The organism is Serinicoccus sediminis (assembly GCF_004153545.1).
In the GTDB taxonomy this organism is placed as follows: Bacteria; Actinomycetota; Actinomycetes; order Actinomycetales; family Dermatophilaceae; genus Ornithinicoccus; species Ornithinicoccus sediminis_A.
Genome location: NZ_SDVA01000011.1, coordinates 109320 through 126734 on the forward strand (window position 1 = coordinate 109320; position 17415 = coordinate 126734).

At 73.1% G+C, this 17415-nt stretch carries 15 protein-coding genes; 8 read left to right on the plus strand and 7 right to left on the minus strand.

Going from position 1 to position 17415, the window contains the following annotated elements; genetic code table 11:
- Nucleotides 1-10: 10 nt before the first annotated feature.
- On the minus strand, nt 11-2677 hold the full coding sequence (locus EUS26_RS11585; protein ID WP_130013995.1) for a bifunctional acetate--CoA ligase family protein/GNAT family N-acetyltransferase: 2667 nt from the start codon (nt 2675-2677) through the stop codon (nt 11-13).
- Nucleotides 2678-2745: 68 nt separating this feature from the next.
- Here EUS26_RS11585 and EUS26_RS11590 point away from each other — a divergent pair, with 68 nt between their 5' ends.
- Nucleotides 2746-3381 carry a nitroreductase family protein gene (locus EUS26_RS11590; RefSeq protein WP_130013996.1) on the plus strand — a complete coding sequence of 212 codons (636 nt, stop codon included), beginning with the start codon at nt 2746-2748 and terminating at the stop codon, nt 3379-3381.
- A 10-nt stretch (nt 3382-3391) separates the two neighbouring features.
- Here the strand turns inward: EUS26_RS11590 and EUS26_RS11595 are convergent, their stop codons facing one another.
- Nucleotides 3392-4387: a PfkB family carbohydrate kinase gene (locus EUS26_RS11595; protein WP_130013997.1), complete on the minus strand. Its 996-nt coding sequence runs from the start codon at nt 4385-4387 to the stop codon at nt 3392-3394.
- Nucleotides 4388-4430: 43 nt separating this feature from the next.
- Here EUS26_RS11595 and EUS26_RS11600 point away from each other — a divergent pair, with 43 nt between their 5' ends.
- The 3 genes from EUS26_RS11600 (at nt 4431) to EUS26_RS11610 (ending at nt 7682) form a co-directional block, all read left to right on the plus strand.
- Nucleotides 4431-5699, plus strand: coding sequence for an amidohydrolase (locus tag EUS26_RS11600; protein ID WP_165368597.1), 1269 nt, complete (start codon nt 4431-4433; stop codon nt 5697-5699).
- 139 nt (nt 5700-5838) lie between these two features.
- On the plus strand, nt 5839-6822 hold the full coding sequence (locus tag EUS26_RS11605; protein WP_130013999.1) for an ATP-binding cassette domain-containing protein: 984 nt from the start codon (nt 5839-5841) through the stop codon (nt 6820-6822).
- A complete protein-coding gene (locus tag EUS26_RS11610; protein WP_238148954.1) occupies nt 6819-7682 on the plus strand; it encodes an ABC transporter permease in 864 nt (287 codons plus the stop codon). Before EUS26_RS11605 ends, EUS26_RS11610 begins: the two co-directional genes overlap by 4 nt.
- Nucleotides 7683-7706: 24 nt before the next feature.
- Here EUS26_RS11610 and EUS26_RS11615 read toward each other — a convergent pair whose 3' ends face one another.
- Genes EUS26_RS11615 through EUS26_RS11625 form a run of 3 tightly spaced genes read right to left on the minus strand, consistent with a single transcriptional unit; the run spans nt 7707 to nt 10691 of the window.
- On the minus strand, nt 7707-8489 hold the full coding sequence (locus tag EUS26_RS11615; protein WP_130014000.1) for an alpha/beta fold hydrolase: 783 nt from the start codon (nt 8487-8489) through the stop codon (nt 7707-7709).
- 52 nt (nt 8490-8541) lie between these two features.
- The gene (lhpI, locus tag EUS26_RS11620; protein WP_130014001.1) at nt 8542-9480 is read right to left on the minus strand and encodes a bifunctional Delta(1)-pyrroline-2-carboxylate/Delta(1)-piperideine-2-carboxylate reductase; all 939 of its coding nucleotides are present in this window, start codon (nt 9478-9480) and stop codon (nt 8542-8544) included.
- Nucleotides 9480-10691 (minus strand): metal-dependent hydrolase family protein, encoded by a 1212-nt coding sequence (locus EUS26_RS11625; protein WP_130014002.1) that lies wholly within the window; start codon nt 10689-10691, stop codon nt 9480-9482. Before EUS26_RS11625 ends, lhpI begins: the two co-directional genes overlap by 1 nt.
- A 42-nt stretch (nt 10692-10733) precedes the next feature.
- Here EUS26_RS11625 and EUS26_RS11630 point away from each other — a divergent pair, with 42 nt between their 5' ends.
- Complete coding sequence (locus EUS26_RS11630) at nt 10734-11444, plus strand: 5'-methylthioadenosine/adenosylhomocysteine nucleosidase (RefSeq protein WP_165368598.1); 711 nt, start codon at nt 10734-10736, stop codon at nt 11442-11444.
- Here EUS26_RS11630 and EUS26_RS11635 read toward each other — a convergent pair.
- Nucleotides 11423-12442: a 1-aminocyclopropane-1-carboxylate deaminase gene (locus tag EUS26_RS11635; protein ID WP_130014004.1), complete on the minus strand. Its 1020-nt coding sequence runs from the start codon at nt 12440-12442 to the stop codon at nt 11423-11425. The two genes, EUS26_RS11630 and EUS26_RS11635, sit on opposite strands and share 22 nt — an antisense overlap.
- 85 nt (nt 12443-12527) lie before the next feature.
- Between EUS26_RS11635 and EUS26_RS11640 the strand changes: the two genes are divergently transcribed.
- Both EUS26_RS11640 and EUS26_RS11645 read left to right on the plus strand, forming a co-directional pair.
- On the plus strand, nt 12528-13196 hold the full coding sequence (locus EUS26_RS11640) for a GntR family transcriptional regulator (RefSeq protein WP_130014005.1): 669 nt from the start codon (nt 12528-12530) through the stop codon (nt 13194-13196).
- Nucleotides 13197-13319: 123 nt separating this feature from the next.
- Nucleotides 13320-15800 (plus strand): DNA gyrase/topoisomerase IV subunit A, encoded by a 2481-nt coding sequence (locus tag EUS26_RS11645; RefSeq protein ID WP_130014006.1) that lies wholly within the window; start codon nt 13320-13322, stop codon nt 15798-15800.
- A gap of 56 nt (nt 15801-15856) precedes the next feature.
- Here EUS26_RS11645 and EUS26_RS11650 read toward each other — a convergent pair whose 3' ends face one another.
- Nucleotides 15857-16807: a class II glutamine amidotransferase gene (locus EUS26_RS11650; RefSeq protein WP_130014007.1), complete on the minus strand. Its 951-nt coding sequence runs from the start codon at nt 16805-16807 to the stop codon at nt 15857-15859.
- 409 nt (nt 16808-17216) lie between these two features.
- Here EUS26_RS11650 and EUS26_RS11655 point away from each other — a divergent pair.
- The coding region (locus tag EUS26_RS11655; RefSeq protein WP_130014008.1) for a hypothetical protein at nt 17217-17415 on the plus strand (199 nt) is incomplete at its 3' end.

The following is a 17415-nucleotide window of genomic DNA, read 5'->3' on the forward strand; positions in this document are numbered from 1 at the left end:
GCCCATCGTCTCAGACGTCGGCGAGCAGGGTCCGCCGCTCGGCGTCGGCGCGGGTCGGGGCGGGCGCGACCCGGATGCTGGCGCCGAGCACCTCGATGCCGTCCTGGTGCGCCATCACCGGGTTGAGCCGCACGTGCGCGAGCTCGGGGTGGTCGTCCGCGAGGACCGACACCCGGGCCACGAGGTCGTGCAGCGCGCGCTGGTTGACCGGCATGGCGCCGCGATAGCCGTCCAGCAGCGGCGCCGCCTTGATCGAGGTGGTCAGCTCGGCGATGTCGACGTCGGTGAGGGGCGGGAAGCGGTGCGCCTCGTCGCCCAGCAGGTCGATCGGCAGGCCGGCCACGCCGAAGCCGACGACCGGCCCGAAGAGCGGGTCCTCGACCGAGTTGACCTCGATGGGCACGCCCTCCGGCGCCATCTGCTGCAGCGCGATGCCCCCGGCCCCGAGCGGGTCGATGAGCGCCTCCAGGTCGCGGTATGCCGCGCCGACCGCCTTGGGGTGCCGCAGACCGGTGCGCACCCAGCCCCGCCCGGGCTGGTGCTGGAGCAGCGGGGAGGTCGCCTTGAGCACCACGGTGCCGCGTTGCTGCTGATAGACCCGGACCGCCTCGGCGTCCGAGTGCACCGGGACGGAGGGCCAGACCTGGATGCCGTAGGCGCCCAGCACCTCCTCCACCTCCTCCCGCGACAGCTCGCCGCCGCGCGGCTCCCGCGCCAGGGCCGCCTCGAGCACGGCCGAGGCCCGCGAGCGGTCGAGGCCGTCCAGCCGCACCCGTTCGCCCGGGTCGCGGCGCCGCCACTGGGCGTAGCGGACCGCAGCCGCGAGGGCGCGGACGGCGTCCTCGGGCATCGGGTAGGTCGGGACACCGGCCCCGGGGGTGACGCCGCGCATACCGAGGAAGGTGGCGACGCAGGGCTTCTCGTGCCCCGCGACGGCCTCCCCGACGGCATGGACCACCTCCGGGTCGATGTCGGCGACGGGCGGGATGAAGCAGGCGACGAGGGCGTCCACCTCCTCCTGCGCCAGGGCGTGCTCGACGACCTCCCGGAACTCCTCGGTCAGCGCCTCCGCGGAGACCGTCACCGGGCCGTGGACGACGTGCAGCCCGCGCGCCGTCGCGGCGTCGGCGGCCAGCGCGCCCAGGGCGTTGTTGTTGGTGACCACCGCCACCCGGTCCCCGCGGGGCAGCGGCTGGGAGACGAGCAGCTGGGCGACGTCGAAGAGCTGGTGGGCGTTGTCGACCCGGATGACGCCCGACTGGCGCAGCATCTGGCCGAAGGTCTCGGGTCGCTCGTGGGTGGGCCGCACCCGGTGGCCCTGCGGGATGGCGTACTGCCCGGCGCCGGACTTGACCACGATCACGGGCTTGCTCAGCGCCAGCTTGCGGGCGATCCGGGTGAACTTGCGCGGGTTGCCCATGGTCTCGAGGTAGAGCCCGACGACGGTGGTGTTCTCGTCCTCGGTCCAGTACTGCATGAGGTCGTTGCCCGAGATGTCGACCCGGTTGCCGGCCGAGGCGAAGGTGGAGATGCCCAGCCCGCGCCGGCGGGCCGAGGCGAGCAGCGCGATGCCGAGCCCGCCGGACTGGCTGAACAGCCCCAGCCGACCGAACTCGGGCAGGTGCTCGGCGGCGGCGATCGAGGCGTTGAGCCGGGTCTGCGGGTCGTTGTTGATGAGCCCGAAGCTGGTCGGCCCCAGGACCCGCATGCCGTAGTGCCGGGCCCGCACCAGCAGCTCGTGCTGCAGCGCCCGCCCCTCGGGGCCGGTCTCGGCGAAGCCCTCGGAGGCGACGACGAGCGCCTTGACCCCGGCGTCGGCGCACTCGTCGACGATGCCGAGGACCTCGTGCGCCACCACCGCGACGACCGCGAGGTCGACGCCGCCCTCGATGTCGCGGACCGAGGCGACCGCGGGGTGGCCGTTGATGAGGGTGCCCGGGTCGGCCGCGTTGTTGACGGGGTAGACGCGACCGGTGAAGCCGCCGGCGACGATGTCGTCGAAGAAGGCGCGGCCGATGGTCGCGGGCCGACGGCTCACCCCCACGACGGCGACCGACTCCGGGTGCAGCACGGCCCGCATCGACCGGACCTCGGAGCGGTGCTCGCGCGACATCCGCACGGCGCGGGAGGCCTCGGTCGGCTCGATGTCGAAGGAGACCGCGATGACGCCGTCGTCGAACTCGTGGGAGACCTCGAAGCCGGCGTCCCGGAAGACCCCGATCATCTTGCGGTTCTGCGGCAGGACGTCGGCGACGAAGCGGGTCACCCCGCCCTCGCGGCCGATGTCGGCGAGGTGCTCGAGCAGGACCGAGCCGATGCCCCGGCCCTGGTGGTGGTCGGAGACGTTGAAGGCGACCTCCGCCACCGCGCCGCCCGGGGTGAGCCGGTCGAACCGGCCGATCCCGGCCAGGTCGTCGCGGACGTACATGACCAGCGCCACGCGGTCGGAGTAGTCGACGTGGGTGAAACGGTGGACGTCCTTGTCGGAGAGCCGCTTGATCGGGGCGAAGAAGCGCAGGTAGATCGACTGCTCGGACTGCGCGGCGTGGAAGCGGTGGATGGCCTCGGTGTCGTCGGGGCGGATGGGCCGGACGTGGGCCACCATGCCGTCGGACAGCACGACGTCGGCCTCCCACTCGTGCGGATAGCCCGGGGGCAGCTCCACGTCATGGCTCATGGCCCCACTATCCCATCGGGCGCGTCGCCCGTCCGGGATCTGTCGGTGGCCCGTGCCACGATCGGCGTATGGAGTTCGGCGAGGTGGTGCGGCGGCGGCGGATGGTGCGGTCCTACGACCCGGACCGGCCGGTGCCCGACGAGGTGGTCACCCGTGCCCTGGAGCACGCGACCCGCGCCCCCAGCGCCGGCTTCTCCCAGGGCTGGGACTTCGTGGTGCTCTGCACGCTCCAGGAGCGCGAGCGCTTCTGGGCGGCCGCGACCGAGCCCGCGGCCCGCGCGCGGATGGACCCGTGGCTGCGCGGGGTCAGCAGCGCCCCCTGCCTCGTCGTCTGCCTGTCCGACAAGCAGGCCTACCTGGAGCGCTACGCCGAGCCGGACAAGGGCCGCACCGACCGCGACGAGACGCGGTGGCCGGTGCCCTACTGGGACGTCGACACCGGCATGGCGGCCCTGCTCATGCTGCTGACGGCCGTCGACGAGGGGCTGGGGGGGCTCTTCTTCGGGGTCCCTGCCGAGCGGGTGGGGCCGACCCTGGACGCGCTGGGCGCGCCCGCCGGCCGACGCGTCGTGGGGGTGGTCGCCCTGGGCTACCCGGCGGCGGACCGGCGCTCGCCCTCCCTGCGGCGCGGGCGACGGCCGGTGTCGCAGGTGGCCCACCGGGGGCAGTTCGGGACGCCGTGGGAGGGGGTCGACGAAGGCTGACCGGGGAGGGTCAGCCGCGCTCCTCCAGGAAGGCGTCGACCTCGGCGGCGGTGGGGGCGGTCGCGGGCCCGCGCCGGGTCACCTTGACCGCTGCCCCGGCGTTGGCGCGGCGCGCGGCCTCGGGGAACGGCATACCGGTCGCGACCCCGGCGCAGAGCACCCCGGTGTGCGTGTCGCCGGCCCCGTTGGTGTCGACGGGGGTCTGCGGGAAGCCGGGCACGGTCACGGACTCGCCCTCCGCCAGGACGACGCAGCCCCGCGGGCCGTCGCGCACGACCACCACCGCCCCGGGCGCGAGCCGTGCGGCGACGCCCTCGGCCAGCGCCACGAGGTCCGCCCCGGTCACGGCGCCCTCCTCTCCCCCGGGAGCCTCTGCCCGGTCGGGCTCGCCCGCTGCGGGCCCCCCGACGAGGTCGAGCGCCTCGGCGGCGTTGGACGTCCACACCGTGGTGCGGGCGAGCACCCGCTCCACGACGGCCGGTGCGAACCCGGCGAACGGCGCCCCCGGGTCCAGCACGACCTCGACCCCCTCGGGCAGCCCCTCCAGCCAGCCCAGGAGCGGGTCGCGGGTGGGCGGCAGCAGGGTGTAGCCGGAGACGCAGACGAGGTCCCCTCCCGCCGGGGCGCTCGTGGCGAGCGACTCGGGGGTGATGCGGCGCTCCGCCGCCCGGGTGGTGACGAAGGTGCGCTCGGCGCTCGGCTCGACGAGCACGACGCACTCCCCGGTGTCGAGGTCCTCCACGGCGGGCGCGCTGGCCTCGACCCCCTCGGCGGCCAGCACCTCGCGGACCAGGTCACCGTTCGGCCCGGTGCCGACCGCACCGGCCAGCACCGCGGGCGCCCCGGACCGGGCGGCCGCCACGACGATGGTCACCGCGCCGCCGGCGTACCGGGTGGCGCTGTCGGCCATGACGTTGCCCCCTCGTACGGGCAGGGTGCCCACCTCCAGCACGAGGTCGACCATGGCCTGACCGGTGTGGATGACCCTGCGGGCGGGCGTCGTCATGGGACGTACCCTGCCACGCCGCGCGACCGCATACCCTCACCGCATGAGCACCGCCACCACCGCCGTCCTCCAGCCGCTGCCCACGATCCGTCCCTGGCTGGAGGACGTCTACCGCCACCTGCACGCCCACCCCGAGCTGTCGATGGCCGAGCACGCCACCGCCGCCCGCGTCGTGGAGGAGGTGTCGGGGATGCCCGGCGCGGCCGACCTGGAGGTGCACACCGGGATCGGGGGCACCGGCGTGGCCGTGGTCGCCCGCAACGGCGACGGGCCGACCGTGCTGCTGCGCGCGGACATGGACGGGCTGCCGGTCGCCGAGGACACCGGGCTCGACTACGCCTCGACCGTACGGGTCGCCAACGCGGCCGGCGAGCAGGTGCCCGTCATGCACGCCTGCGGCCACGACACCCACGTGGCGACGCTGCTGGCGTCCCTGCGGCTGCTGCTGGAGGGGCGCGAGCACTGGGCGGGGACCGTGGTGGCGGTCTTCCAGCCGGCCGAGGAGCAGTTCAACGGTGCCGAGGCGATGGTCGCCGACGGTCTGGTGGACCTGCTGCCGCGGCCGGACGTCGCGCTCGGCCAGCACGTGCTGCCCGGGCCCGCCGGGTCGGTGCAGGTGGCGCCCGGACCGATCATGGCCAGCTGCGACGACTTCCGCATCACCCTGCACGGCAAGGGCGGGCACGGGTCGGCCCCGCACACCGCGATCGACCCCGTCGTCATGGCCGCCTCGCTGGTGATGCGCCTGCAGACGGTGGTCGCGCGGCAGGTGTCGCCGCAGGCGACGGCGGTGGTGACCGTGGGCCGGATCGCGGCCGGCACCAAGACCAACATCATCCCGGCCCAGGCGGTGCTCGAGGGCACCGTGCGCACCTACGACGGCGCCGTGGCCGCCCACTGCCTCGAGGTCATCGAGCGCACCGCCCGCGCGGAGGCCCTGGCCTGGGGCGCCCCGGAGCCGGGCTTCGAGACCTTCGACCACCTCCCGGTGACCGACAACGACCCGGGAGCGACCGAGCGGGTCCGCGCGGCGCTCCTCGCCGAGCTGGGCGAGGGGCAGGTGCGCGACTTCACCCCGGAGATGGGCTCCGAGGACTTCGGGGAGCTGCCGGCGGCCTGGGGCGCGCCCGGGTGCTACTGGGGCTTCGGCGCCTTCGACGCGCGGGAGTGGGCCGCGGCGGAGGCGCGCGGGAGCGAGCGCGCCGACTTCCCCGACAACCACTCCCCGCACTTCGCCCCGGTGCTGCAGCCGATGCTCGACACCGGCGTGCGGGCCATGGTCGCTGCGGCGATGGAGTGGCTCGCCTGCTGAGCGACGTCGCGGTCATCCCACCGAGCGCCGCGCGTGGTTGCTCTGTGCCGACCGCACGGACAAACCGATGAACGTCACCCAGACGGCGGCCTCACCTTAATGGGTGGGGTCTGTCGGAGGCCAGCAGTAGCATCGTCGCGTGGCCATCATCGAGGCGCACGACCTGCGCAAGACCTATCATTCGCGCTCCGGAGACGTGCACGCCCTGGCCGGGCTGTCGCTGACCGTCCCCGAGGGCACCGTCAAGGGTCTGCTCGGTCCCAACGGGGCCGGCAAGACCACCACCGTCAAGGTGCTCAACACCCTCCTCCGACCTGACTCCGGCACAGCCACCGTCGCCGGGGTCGACGTCTTGCACGACCCCGAGGGGGTGCGCCGGGTGATCGGCGCCAGCGGGCAGTATGCCGCGGTCGACGAGCACCTCACCGGCCGGGAGAACCTCGAGATGGTGGGCCGGCTCTACCATCTCGGCGGGTCGCGATCCCGGGAGCGCGCCAAGGAGCTGCTCGAGCAGTTCGACCTCACCGGGGCGGGCGACCGGCCGGTCAAGGGCTTCTCCGGGGGTATGCGGCGGCGCATCGACCTGGCCTGCGCCCTGGTGAACAACCCGCAGATCCTCTTCCTCGACGAGCCCACCACCGGGCTCGACCCCCGCAGCCGGCTCGGCCTGTGGGACGTCATCAAGGACCTCGTGGCCCAAGGGACCACCGTCCTCCTCACGACCCAGTACCTCGAGGAGGCCGACTACCTCGCCGACGACATCAGCGTCATCGACCACGGCACGGTCATCGCCGAGGGCACCGCCGACGAGCTCAAGGCCCAGGTCGGCGGGCACCGGGTGGTCGTCACCCTCGTGGACTCGGCGGACGCGGACGCCGCCCGGGCGGTCCTGGAGCGGCACGGGACCGACGACGTCCAGCAGGACACCGGTGGACGCACCCTGTCGGTGCCGGTCACCGAGGGCCCGGGGGCGCTGCAGCACGTCCTCGCCGACCTCGCCTCCGCCGACGTCCGGCTGCACGACGCCGGTATGCGGCGCCCCACCCTGGACGACGTCTTCCTCCGGCTGACCGGCCGGGAGCAGGCCGACGACACCGCGAGCGAGCTCGAGGAGAGCGCATGAGCACCGACACCGCACCGCCCCGGTCGACCGAGGCCGCCGGCAGCCCCGGCCCCGTCCCCGTGAGCCCGCTCTCGCTCTGGGCCGGCGACGTCGCCACCGTGACGTGGCGCAACCTCATCAAGTTCCGCCGCAACCCCGAGATCCTGCTCTTCGCGGTCCTGCAGCCCATCATGTTCGTCCTGCTGTTCTCGCAGGTCTACGGTGGCTCGATCCAGATCGAGGGTGGCAACTACACCGACTACCTCATGGCCGGGATCTTCGGGCAGACCGTGCTCTTCGGGTCCACCTTCTCGGGCTACCAGATGGCGCAGGACCTCAAGGAGGGGATGATCGACCGGTTCCGGACGCTCCCGATGCACGACTCGGCCGTCCTCTTCGGGCGCACCAACGCCGACCTCGTGCTCAACGGCGTGTCGGTGGTCATCATGATGATCAGCGGTGCCGTCGTGGGCTGGCGCTTCCACGAGGGCTGGCTCAGCTTCCTCGCCGGTGTCGGGATCCTGCTGCTGTTCAGCTACGCCTTCAGCTGGGTCATGGCGCTGCTCGGCATCATCGTCCGGACCCCGGAGGTCATCAACAACGCCTCGTTCATGATCCTCTTCCCGCTCACCTTCATCTCGAACGCCTTCGTGCAGACCGACAACCTGCCCCGTGCGCTGGAGGTGTTCGCCAACTGGAACCCCATCTCGGCCCTGGTCCAGGCGGTGCGCGAGCTCTTCGGCAACACCGGGGCCGCACCGACCCCGGACACCTTCCCCATGCAGAACCCGATCCTCACCACCGTGGCCATGTCGCTGCTCATGCTGGCGGTCTTCGTGCCGCTGGCCGTCAACCGCTTCCGGCAGGCCTCCTCACGCTGACGGGCACCGGCTGCGGTGGGCGGCTCAGGCGGTCCGGTCGAGGATCAGCCGGGCGGCCTCCTCCGGTGCGTCCCACTGCGGGAAGTGGCCGCACCGCTCGAACCAGTGCAGCTGCGCGTCCGGGAACGCCGCCACGGCGCGCTGCGCCTGCCGGGGCAGCGTGACGAGGTCTCGGCTGCCCCAGCCGATGGTGGCCCGGCCGGGCAGGGTGCCCGCGGGGGCACCCTCCTGCTTGCGTCCCTTGGTCAGCGCGTCCATGGCCGCGCCGGTCGAGGGTGCGGTGGCCAGCCCCCGGAGGTCGGGCAGCACGGTCTGAGCCGAGAGCGCCCACGGCCGGGCCGAGAACTGCGCCAGCAGGGCTGACCGGGACACCGGGTTGCCCACCAGGGCGGGCAGCGTCGGCCTCAGCGCTCTGACAAGCCTGATGGACGGGCGCAGCGTCCCGCTGAAGACCGCGACCTCGCGATCGGTCCAGAAGCCGCCCGGGTCGAGGGCGACGGTGTCGCCGCCCACCCCGCGGCGCGCGAGCTCGAGGACGATCCGTGCGCCCATGGACTGGCCGGCGGTGGACACCGCCCCCAGCCCCTGCTCGTCGATGAAGCCGGCGACCGCGTCCGTCAGGGACGCGATCGAGATCTCTCCCGGCAGAGGTGGGGACTGGCCGAACCCGGGCAGGTCGAGGGCGATGACCTCCCGCTCGGCTGCCAACCGGTCGAGGATGGGCGCCCAGGACTGCGAGCCTGCGCCGAGACCGTGGACCAGCAGCAGGGGGGTACCGCTGCCGCGCCGGACGTGATGAAGAGTCATCTCACGACCGTAGTCCGGTGCTCCTCGGCCGCGTCGGCCGGGGGGCCGTCGCTCAGGACGACGTCGCGGCGCGCCAGGCGAGCACCCCGGCGGCGAGGTCCTCCACCGCCGTGCCGACGGACACGAAGGCGGTCACCTGCTCCGGTGTCGTCCGGCCGGGCGCGCGGCCGGACACGACGTCGGCGAGGGTGGTGGCGACGTCCTGCTCGGTGAGGGTGCCCCGGCCCAGTGGGCCGACGAGCTCCCCGGCGGTATGCCGTGCCTCAGGGGCGTCGACGACGATCCGCGCGGCGGTCATGAGCGCCTCGTCGGCCTCGGTCATCGTGGGGAGGAACGAGCCGACGAGGTCGACGTGGGTGCCCGGCCGCACGTCCTCACCGAGGACCAGCGGGCTGGTCGCCGAGGTGGCCGTGGTGACCACGTCGGCGGACCGGACGGCGGCGCGCAGGTCCGGGGCGACGTCCGCGGCATACCCCTGCTCGCGCAGCTGCTCCACGAGCGCCGCCGCGCGCTCGGCGTCCCGCGCCCAGACCCGGGTGAGCCCCACCTCCCGCACCGCGGCGTAGCAGGCGGGCACGGCGGCGGCGACGTTGCCGGCACCGACGACGAGGTGTTCCTCGACCTGCTCGGGCGCGAGGTGGTCGGCGGCGAGCGCGCTGGCCGCGGCCGTGCGCCACCGGGTCAGCTCGGTGCCGTCCAGGACGGCGACCGGACGACCGGTGTCCTGCTCCATCAGCAGGTAGGTGGCCTGGATCGCCGGCAGGCCGCGCTCCCCGTTGCCCGGGTGGTGGGTGGCGACCTTGACGCCGAGCCACCCGTCGAGGCCCCAGGCGGGTTTGAGCAGCAGCGTGGCGGGCGGGTCGCCGCCGAGCGGCTCGAGCGTGCGCTCGGGCACGACCGGCCCCGGCCCGGTGAAGACCTCCCGGAGCGCCTCGACGAGGGCTGCGGGGTCGAGACCGGACCGGACGGCTGCGGCGTCGAGGACCTCCATCAGACCGGTGCCCGCTCCCCCGCCAGCCACACCGAGGACACCCGGTCGCCCAGGCCGGCCAGGTCGTCCCAGGCGCCGTCGAGGACGACGACGTCGCCGACCTTGCCCGGCTCGAGCGTGCCGTAGTCGTCCTGGACCCCCAGCAGCTGCGCGGCGACCTGGGTGGTCGCCCGCCAGGCGTCGAGCTCGCTCATGCCCAGGTCGCGCATGATGGCGAGCTCGTCGAGGTTGGTGCCGTGGACGCCGACACCGGAGTCGGTGCCCATGGCCACCTTGACGCCGGCCGCGATGGCCCGCCGGACGGACTCGTCGTGCGCCTCGGACACCATGCGGGCCTTGGCCACGACGGCGTCGGGCAGCGGGACCCCCGCGTCCGCCTGCGACAGCACGGCCCGCGGCGCCAGCAGGGTCGGGACCAGCCAGGTGCCGCGGTCGAGCATCATCTCGATCGCCTCGTCGTCGAGGTAGATGCCGTGCTCGATGGACCGGATGCCGCCTCGGATGGCGGTCTTGATGCCGTCGGTCGCCTGCGCGTGCGCCATGACGTGCAGCCCCGCCGCGGTGGCCTCGGTGACCAGGGCGGAGATCTCGTCGTCGCGCAGGTGGCCGTGCAGCGGGTTGCTGCGGGGCGAGAGCACGCCGCCGCTGGTGGCGACCTTGATGACGTCGGCGCCACCGCGGACGAGCTCGCGCACCTTGCGGCGCATCTCGACCGGGCCGTCGACCACCCCGGACGGGCACCCCGGGTGCTCGGGCATGAGGTCGACGTGAGCACCGCACAGCTGCCACCCGTCACCGTGCCCGCCGGTCTGGCTGATCATCGTCAGCGCGATCTGCATCCGCGGACCGGGCGTGACGCCCTGGCGCACCGCCTCGGCCACCCCGAGGTCGGAGCCGCCCGCGTCGCGCACCCAGGTGATGCCGGTCGCGAGGGTGGTGCGCATGCGCTGCGCGGCCTGGAAGAACGGCAGGCTGAAGGGGGTCTGCAGGATGCGGGCGGTGCTGGGCTGCTCGAACATGAAGTGCACGTGACAGTCGAACAGCCCGGGCAGCACGGCCTGGCCGGTGCAGTCGACGACGGTGTCGGCCTCGACGCCGAGGCCGGGCCCGACCTCGGCGACGCGGCCGTCGACCACGTGGACGTCCGCGACGCGGGGCTCGGACAGGGTGCCGTCGACGACGGTGCCGCCGGTGAAGAGAGTGCTGGTCATGCCCCCGAGGCTAGCCGTGCCCGGTCTGGGATGATCGGCGCCATGCTCGCCATCCTCGGGGCCATCGAGACGGAGGTCGCCGACAACCGGCGGCTGCTGAGCGACCCGGTCGAGCTGCGAGCGGGCCACCTGGCCGTGCACCGCGGGCGGCTGCACGGGGTCGAGGTGCTGCTGGCCCGGTGCGGCGTCGGCAAGGTCAACGGCGCCATGGCGACCACCGCGCTGCACTCGGCCGGAGCGACCTCGCTGCTCTTCACCGGGGTCGCCGGGGGCGTCGCACCCGGTCAGCGGGTCGGGGACCTGGTGGTCGCCACCGACCTGGTCCAGCACGACGTGGACGTCACGGCGCTCGGTCGGCCGCCGGGCCAGCTGCTCGGCGAGCCCGCCTCCTGGGCCACCGACGCGCGGATGACCGCGCGCCTGGCGACGGCGGCCCACGCCCGCGCCGCCCACGACGGGCGCCAGGTGCACCAGGGCCGGGTCGCCTCGGGCGACCAGTTCGTCGCCTCGGCCCCGCGGGCCGCCGCCATCCACGCCGGCTTCGGCGCCCTCTGCGTCGAGATGGAGGGAGCCGCCGTGGCCCAGGCCGCCACGACCCTCGGTATGCCGTTCGCCGTCCTGCGGGCGCTGTCGGACACCGCGGACCACGGTGCCGCACAGGACTTCCCCGCCTTCCTCACCGGGTCCGCCAGGCTCATGGCCGAGGTGGTCGAGCACTACCTCCGTGCGGATCAGTCGAAGATCGCGCTGTAGGCGTTGAGCGCCAGCTGCCCGCCCAGGTGGGCGTAGAGCACCGTCGAGTCGGGGCCGATGGTGCCGTCACCGACGAGGTCGATGAGCCCGGCCATCGACTTGCCCTCGTAGACCGGGTCCAGGATGACCCCCTCGAGCCGGCCCACCGTGCGGATCGCCGCGACGGTCGACGCGTCCGGGATCCCGTAGGCGGGTCCCTCCCAGCCCGGCAGCACGGTCACCTCGTCGTCCCGCAGCTCCCGGCCCAGCTCCAGCAGGCCGGCGGTGTGGTCGGCGATGCGACGGACCTGCGCGCGGGTCTTCTCCAGCGTCGCCGAGGCGTCGATGCCGATGACCCGGCGGGGCCGCCCGCCCGCGTCCTCGATCTCGGCGAAACCGGCGACCATCCCGGCGTGCGTGGACCCGGTCACCGTGCAGACGACGACGGTGTCGAAGAACACCCCCAGCTCGGCCTCCTGCGCCACCACCTCGTGCGCCCAGTTCGCGAAGCCGAGGCCGCCCAGCGGGTGCTCGGACGCCCCCGCCGGGATGGGGTATGCCGTGCCGCCCGCCTCCTCCACGTCCGCGAGCGCCGCCTCCCAGCTCGGGCGGATGCCGATGTCGAAACCGGCGTCGTCGAGGCGGACGTCCGCGCCCATGATCCGGGAGAGCTCGATGTTGCCGACCCGGTCGTTGCCCGGGTCCTCCCAGTCCACCCAGCGCTCCTGCACGAGGACCGCCCTGAGGCCCAGGTGGGCGGCGACGGCCGCCACCTGCCGGGTGTGGTTGGACTGGTAGCCGCCGATGGAGACCAGCGTGTCCGCACCGGAGGCCAGGATGTCGGGGACGATGTACTCCAGCTTGCGGGTCTTGTTGCCCCCGAAGGCCAGACCGGAGCTGACGTCCTCGCGCTTGGCCCAGATGCGCGGCCCGCCCAGGTGGTCGCTCAGCCGGTCCAGTCGGTGGACGGGGCTGGGTCCGAAGGTGAGGGGGTGGCGGGGGTGGTCGGACAGTGCCATCGGTGCGCTCGCTTCCCGGTCCGCCGGCCGGACCTCCTCTGCAATATATTGCATATCGCAGGTCGGGCGCCTCTAGGCTGCAGGTATGCCGGTGCCCACCACCCCCGCGCGCAAGACGAGCCGTCGCCTCCTGCGCGACGACGTCTACGGGCGGATCCGCGACGAGATCGTGCGCGGCCGGCTGGCTCCCGGGGAGAAGATCAACGACGCCGAGCTGGGCGCCTGGCTCGGCGTCTCCCGCACCCCGGTCCGTGAGGCCCTGCTCCGGCTGGCCCGGGACGGTCTGGTGCTGGCTCGGCCCGGGCGGGTGACGACCGTCGCCCCCGAGGACGAGACGACGCTCGCCCACGCCCGGGAGGTGGTGGCCGAGCTGCACGCCCTGGCGGTGCGGACCGCCGCGCCACGCCTGGGCGAGGACGACCTGGCGGTGATGGACGCCGCCACCGGCCGGCTGCGGGCGGCGCTGGCCGTCCCCGACCCGGCCGCGGCGCTGCAGGCCGACGACGACTTCCACGCGGTGCCCGTCCGGGCCGCGGGCAACCCGATCCTGGCCGAGCAGCTGGACGCGGTGACGGCGATGCTGCGGCGGGCGGAGTTCCTGCACTTCGGCTCGATCACCGGCGCTGACTCCCCCGCCGAGCACGACCTCATCGTGCGTCGGCTGCGCGAGGGCGACGCGGTCGGTGCCGCGGAGGCGACCCGGGCCAACTGGCTCGGCCTGGGCCGCCCCGGGCCGACCGCGCCTCCCCCGTGACCGCTGCGCCCGCCCCCTGACCGCCGCGCCTCCGCCGTCATCCCGGGCGCGCGGCATACCCTGGATCGACCCTGACACGCCCGTCCGGGCCTCCGTGAGCACGAAAGGTCGCCCCACCCCCTCATGGCTCGTCGCAAGCGCCCGCAGAGCGAAGACCTCTTCGACGTCGAGGAGAAGATCCTCGAGGTCGACGTCCAGGAGGAGATGGAGGGCGCGTTCCTGGAGTACGCCTACTCGGTGATCTACTCCCGGGCGCTCCCGGACGCCCGGGACGGCCTCAAGCCGGTGCAGCGGCGGATCCTCTACGCGATGAACGAGCTCGGCCTGCGGCCGGACCGCCCGCACGTGAAGTGCTCGCGGGTCGTCGGTGAGGTGATGGGCAAGTACCACCCGCACGGGGACACCGCGATCTACGACGCGATGGTGCGGATGGCGCAGCCCTTCACCATGCGGCTCCCGCTGGTCGACGGCCACGGCAACTTCGGCTCGCTCGATGACGGTCCCGCGGCCAGCCGCTACACCGAGGCCCGGATGGCGCCGGCGGCGCTGCTCATGACCGGCAGCCTCGACGAGAGCACCGTCGACTACGTCCCCAACTACGACGACCAGCTGTTCCAGCCCGAGGTGCTGCCCGCGGCATACCCGAACCTGCTGGTCAACGGTGCCACCGGCATCGCGGTCGGCATGGCGACCAACATGCCCCCGCACAACCTCGGCGAGGTCGTCGGCGCCGCCCGCCACCTCATCGCGAACCCGGACGCCGACCTCGAGGCGCTCATGCGCTTCGTGCCCGGGCCGGACCTGCCGATCGGCGGGCGGATCGTCGGGCTGGACGGGATCCGGGAGGCCTACGAGAGCGGACGCGGGTCGTTCAAGACGCGCGCGACCGCACGGATCGAGAACGTCACGCCGCGCAAGAAGGGCATCGTCGTCACCGACCTGCCCTACATGGTCGGACCGGAGAAGGTCATCGAGAAGGTCAAGCAGCTGGCGCAGGCCAAGAAGCTGCAGGGCGTCTCGGACATCATCGACCTCACCGACCGGACCAAGGGCCTGCACCTGGTCATCGAGATCAAGACCGGCTTCAACCCCGAGGCCGTGCTCGAGCAGCTCTACAAGCTCACCCCCATGGAGGAGTCCTTCGGGATCAACAACGTGGCGCTCGTCGAGGGGCAGCCGCGCACCCTGGGGCTCAGGGACCTGCTGCAGGTGTATGTCGACTTCCGCACCGACGTGGTGCGGCGCCGGACCGAGCACCGGCTGGGCAAGAAGAAGGACCGGCTGCACCTGGTCGAGGGCCTGCTCATCGCCATCCTGGACATCGACGAGGTCATCCAGCTCATCCGGGCCGCCGAGGACGTCGCCACCGCGCGCACCCGGCTCATGCAGGTCTTCGACCTCTCCGAGATCCAGGCCAACCACATCCTGGACCTGCAGCTGCGGCGGCTGACGAAGTTCTCCCGGATCGAGCTGGAGAGCGAGCGGGACGAGCTGCAGCGCGAGATCGAGGCGCTGGAGGCGATCCTCGCCGACCAGCAGCTGCTGCTCACGGTCGTCAGCGACGAGCTCGCCGCGGTGGCCGCCGAGCACGGCACCCCGCGCCGGACCGTGCTGCTCGAGAGCGACGGCACGGGCGCCGCGTCCGCGGCGGGTCAGCCCGCGACCGGGGGGAAGTCCGCGGGGATGGACCTCGAGGTCGCCGACGACCCGTGCTGGGTGCTGCTCTCCTCCACCGGCCTGCTGGCGCGGGCCGGTGCCTCGGATGACGAGCCGCCGCTCGCGAGCGGGCGCCGGACCAAGCACGACGTGGTCCGCTCACGGGTGCGGACCACGGCGCGCGGGACCGTGGGTCTGCTCACGAGCGCGGGCCGGGTCGTGGCGCTGTCGGTCGTCGAGCTGCCGGCGCTACCGCCGTCGGCGGAGGCCCCGAACCTCTCCGGGGGCGCGCCCCTGTCGGCCTTCGTCGACCTGCCGCCGGGCGAGCAGGTGCTGGGCCTGTGCACGCTGACCGGTGACGGGCCAGGGCTGGCGCTCGGCACGCGGCAGGGCGTGGTCAAGCGGGTCAACCCCGACTACCCCGGCCACCGCGACTCCTTCGAGGTCATCTCGCTCAAGGACGGCGACAGCGTCGTCGGCGCGGTCGAGCTGGCCACCGGGGAGGAGGAGCTGGTCTTCGTCACCTCGGACGCCCAGCTGCTCCGCTTCTCCTCCTCGCTGGTCCGCGCCCAGGGCCGCTCCGGCGGCGGCATCGCCGGCGTCAAGCTCGGTGCCGGCGCGAGCGTCATCGGCTTCGCCGCCGTCGACGCGACCGTCGAGAACGTCGTCGTCACCGTCGCCGGCAGTGCTGGAGCGGCGCCGGGCAGCCAGACCGGCACGGTCAAGGTCACCGACCTGTGGGCCTACCCCACCAAGGGGCGGGCCACCGGCGGGGTGCGCTGCCACCGGCTGCTGCGCGGCGAGGACGCCCTCGTCCTCGGCTGGGCCGGCGCCGCTCCCCCGCGGGCCGCGTCCGCCAACGGGGTCGCCGTCGAGCTGCCGGAGACCAACGACAAGCGGGATGGCTCGGGCGTGCCGGCCGGCGCGCCCATCGCGGCGGTCGGCTGACACGGCCCGGGGGCGGGCACGTCTGAGGTGACCGAGGGCAGTCCAGGCCCGGGCGCCTAAACCGACAGCGTGTTGACCGTCTTGGTCACCCGCCCGTCCTCGTTGCGCAGGAAGACGATCTGGCCGAACTCGAGGGAGGACCAGCCGTCGGTGTCGTCGGTCAGGGCCTCGGAGGCGAAGATGACGCCGGTCGCCTCGTCCTCCTCGCACGTCTCGAAGGAGTAGGTCGTCGTGTCCTTGTCGAAGTTGCGGCCCATGAGGAGATACATCGGCTCCAGCAGCATGGAGAGGGAGAAGTCGTCGCTCCCCGGCTCCGACTTCCGCAGCTCCTCCCAGTCGCCGCTCGGGTCGGTCTCACCGTCGAGCCCGAGGCCGACGTTGATCCCCACGATGCGGTTCGCGGACACGAGCGCCATCTTGAGCTTGGTCAGCCCCGGCAGGTCGAGCTTCTCCATGGCGTCCGCGATGAGGCGCACCATCCTCTCGACCGCGCGCTGGACGTCCTCGTCGCTGTCCCCCTCGAGCAGCGACAGCAGCAGGATGTAGAGGAACTCGGTGTCCGTCGTCCCCTTCATCTGCTTCAGGTAGTCGTCCTTGCAGTGCTGCAGCAGCTCACGCTGCAGGATCTGCCAGTTCGGCAGGTAGCCGTTCTGCGCGACGATCCACGGGGTGCCGGCGTAGGAGAACGGGTGGCAGTTCTCGTCGGCCATGACGACCTCGGCGTTGTAGGCCGCCGCCCGGACGTGGGCGAGCATCGTGCTGGCCTGCAGGCTCGGCACGATGTGCTCGAGGTTGTCGTCGTAGAACGCGGCCATGGGCCGGCGGTAGAGGAAGGGGTCCTCCGCCTTCAACATGTGCTCGCTCCAGGCACCGAAGCCCCACCCGGCCAGCTGCAGCTCGGGGTGACGCTCAGGGTCGAGGGCCTGGTTGACCAGGCTGTTGGTGGGGGTGAGGAGCAGGTTCTCCAGCGGGGTCTCCGGCCCGATGAAGGCGAGCACTCGGCACATGGGGTTCCTTCGCTGACGGTGGGATGGCTGCCGACAGCCTAGGGCCCGTTCAGCACCACCCGCGCAGCCCCACGCCCGCAGCACACCTCGACCGGACCACCGGTACGAAACCATGACGTGAGTCGTCATGACCCCGACGACATTTCAGGTCTCGATCTGATAACGACGACGGCCGATCAATGAATCACCCATCGCAGCTGCACGATGTGTGTTCTGATGACAGGGCCATGACCAGTCAAGACGCACGTCATACCCCTTCATGTGTGAACCGCGTCGTGTGGGGGCGCACGTCACAGGGCGCACCCAGAACACCACTGTCCATGGACAGGTCCTGCTGTCCGGCAGGACCGGAATTCGCTCGCGACCCATTCACTGATGGATCGCGAGCCACCATGAGAGGCACTTCCTGATGACTTTGTCCCGCAAATTTCTCGCTGTCCCGGCCGCGGGTGCGGCCGTGCTCATGATGACCGCTGCCCCCGCCCTGGCCTCCTCGAGCGCCTGGGAGGGCATGGGTGAGCTGCAGCCGGTCCCGGTCAACGACGCCCCGGGCTCGGGCTCGGCGATGATCACCCTCGACGGCACCACGCTGGACTTCACCCTGGCCT

Bases quoted from the DNA above. Each gene is read 5' to 3' on its own strand.
- EUS26_RS11590 (WP_130013996.1), top strand. From the start codon at position 2,746: ATGGAGTTCGGCGAGGTGGTGCGGCGGCGGCGGATGGTGCGGTCCTAC.
- EUS26_RS11625 (WP_130014002.1), bottom strand. From the start codon at position 10,691: ATGACCAGCACTCTCTTCACCGGCGGCACCGTCGTCGACGGCACCCTG.
- EUS26_RS11610 (WP_238148954.1), top strand. From the start codon at position 6,819: ATGAGCACCGACACCGCACCGCCCCGGTCGACCGAGGCCGCCGGCAGC.
- EUS26_RS11585 (WP_130013995.1), bottom strand. From the start codon at position 2,677: ATGAGCCATGACGTGGAGCTGCCCCCGGGCTATCCGCACGAGTGGGAG.
- EUS26_RS11630 (WP_165368598.1), top strand. From the start codon at position 10,734: ATGCTCGCCATCCTCGGGGCCATCGAGACGGAGGTCGCCGACAACCGG.
- EUS26_RS11595 (WP_130013997.1), bottom strand. From the start codon at position 4,387: ATGACGACGCCCGCCCGCAGGGTCATCCACACCGGTCAGGCCATGGTC.
- EUS26_RS11645 (WP_130014006.1), top strand. From the start codon at position 13,320: ATGGCTCGTCGCAAGCGCCCGCAGAGCGAAGACCTCTTCGACGTCGAG.
- EUS26_RS11615 (WP_130014000.1), bottom strand. From the start codon at position 8,489: ATGACTCTTCATCACGTCCGGCGCGGCAGCGGTACCCCCCTGCTGCTG.
- EUS26_RS11640 (WP_130014005.1), top strand. From the start codon at position 12,528: ATGCCGGTGCCCACCACCCCCGCGCGCAAGACGAGCCGTCGCCTCCTG.
- EUS26_RS11650 (WP_130014007.1), bottom strand. From the start codon at position 16,807: ATGTGCCGAGTGCTCGCCTTCATCGGGCCGGAGACCCCGCTGGAGAAC.
- lhpI (WP_130014001.1), bottom strand. From the start codon at position 9,480: ATGGAGGTCCTCGACGCCGCAGCCGTCCGGTCCGGTCTCGACCCCGCA.
- EUS26_RS11600 (WP_165368597.1), top strand. From the start codon at position 4,431: ATGAGCACCGCCACCACCGCCGTCCTCCAGCCGCTGCCCACGATCCGT.
- EUS26_RS11635 (WP_130014004.1), bottom strand. From the start codon at position 12,442: ATGGCACTGTCCGACCACCCCCGCCACCCCCTCACCTTCGGACCCAGC.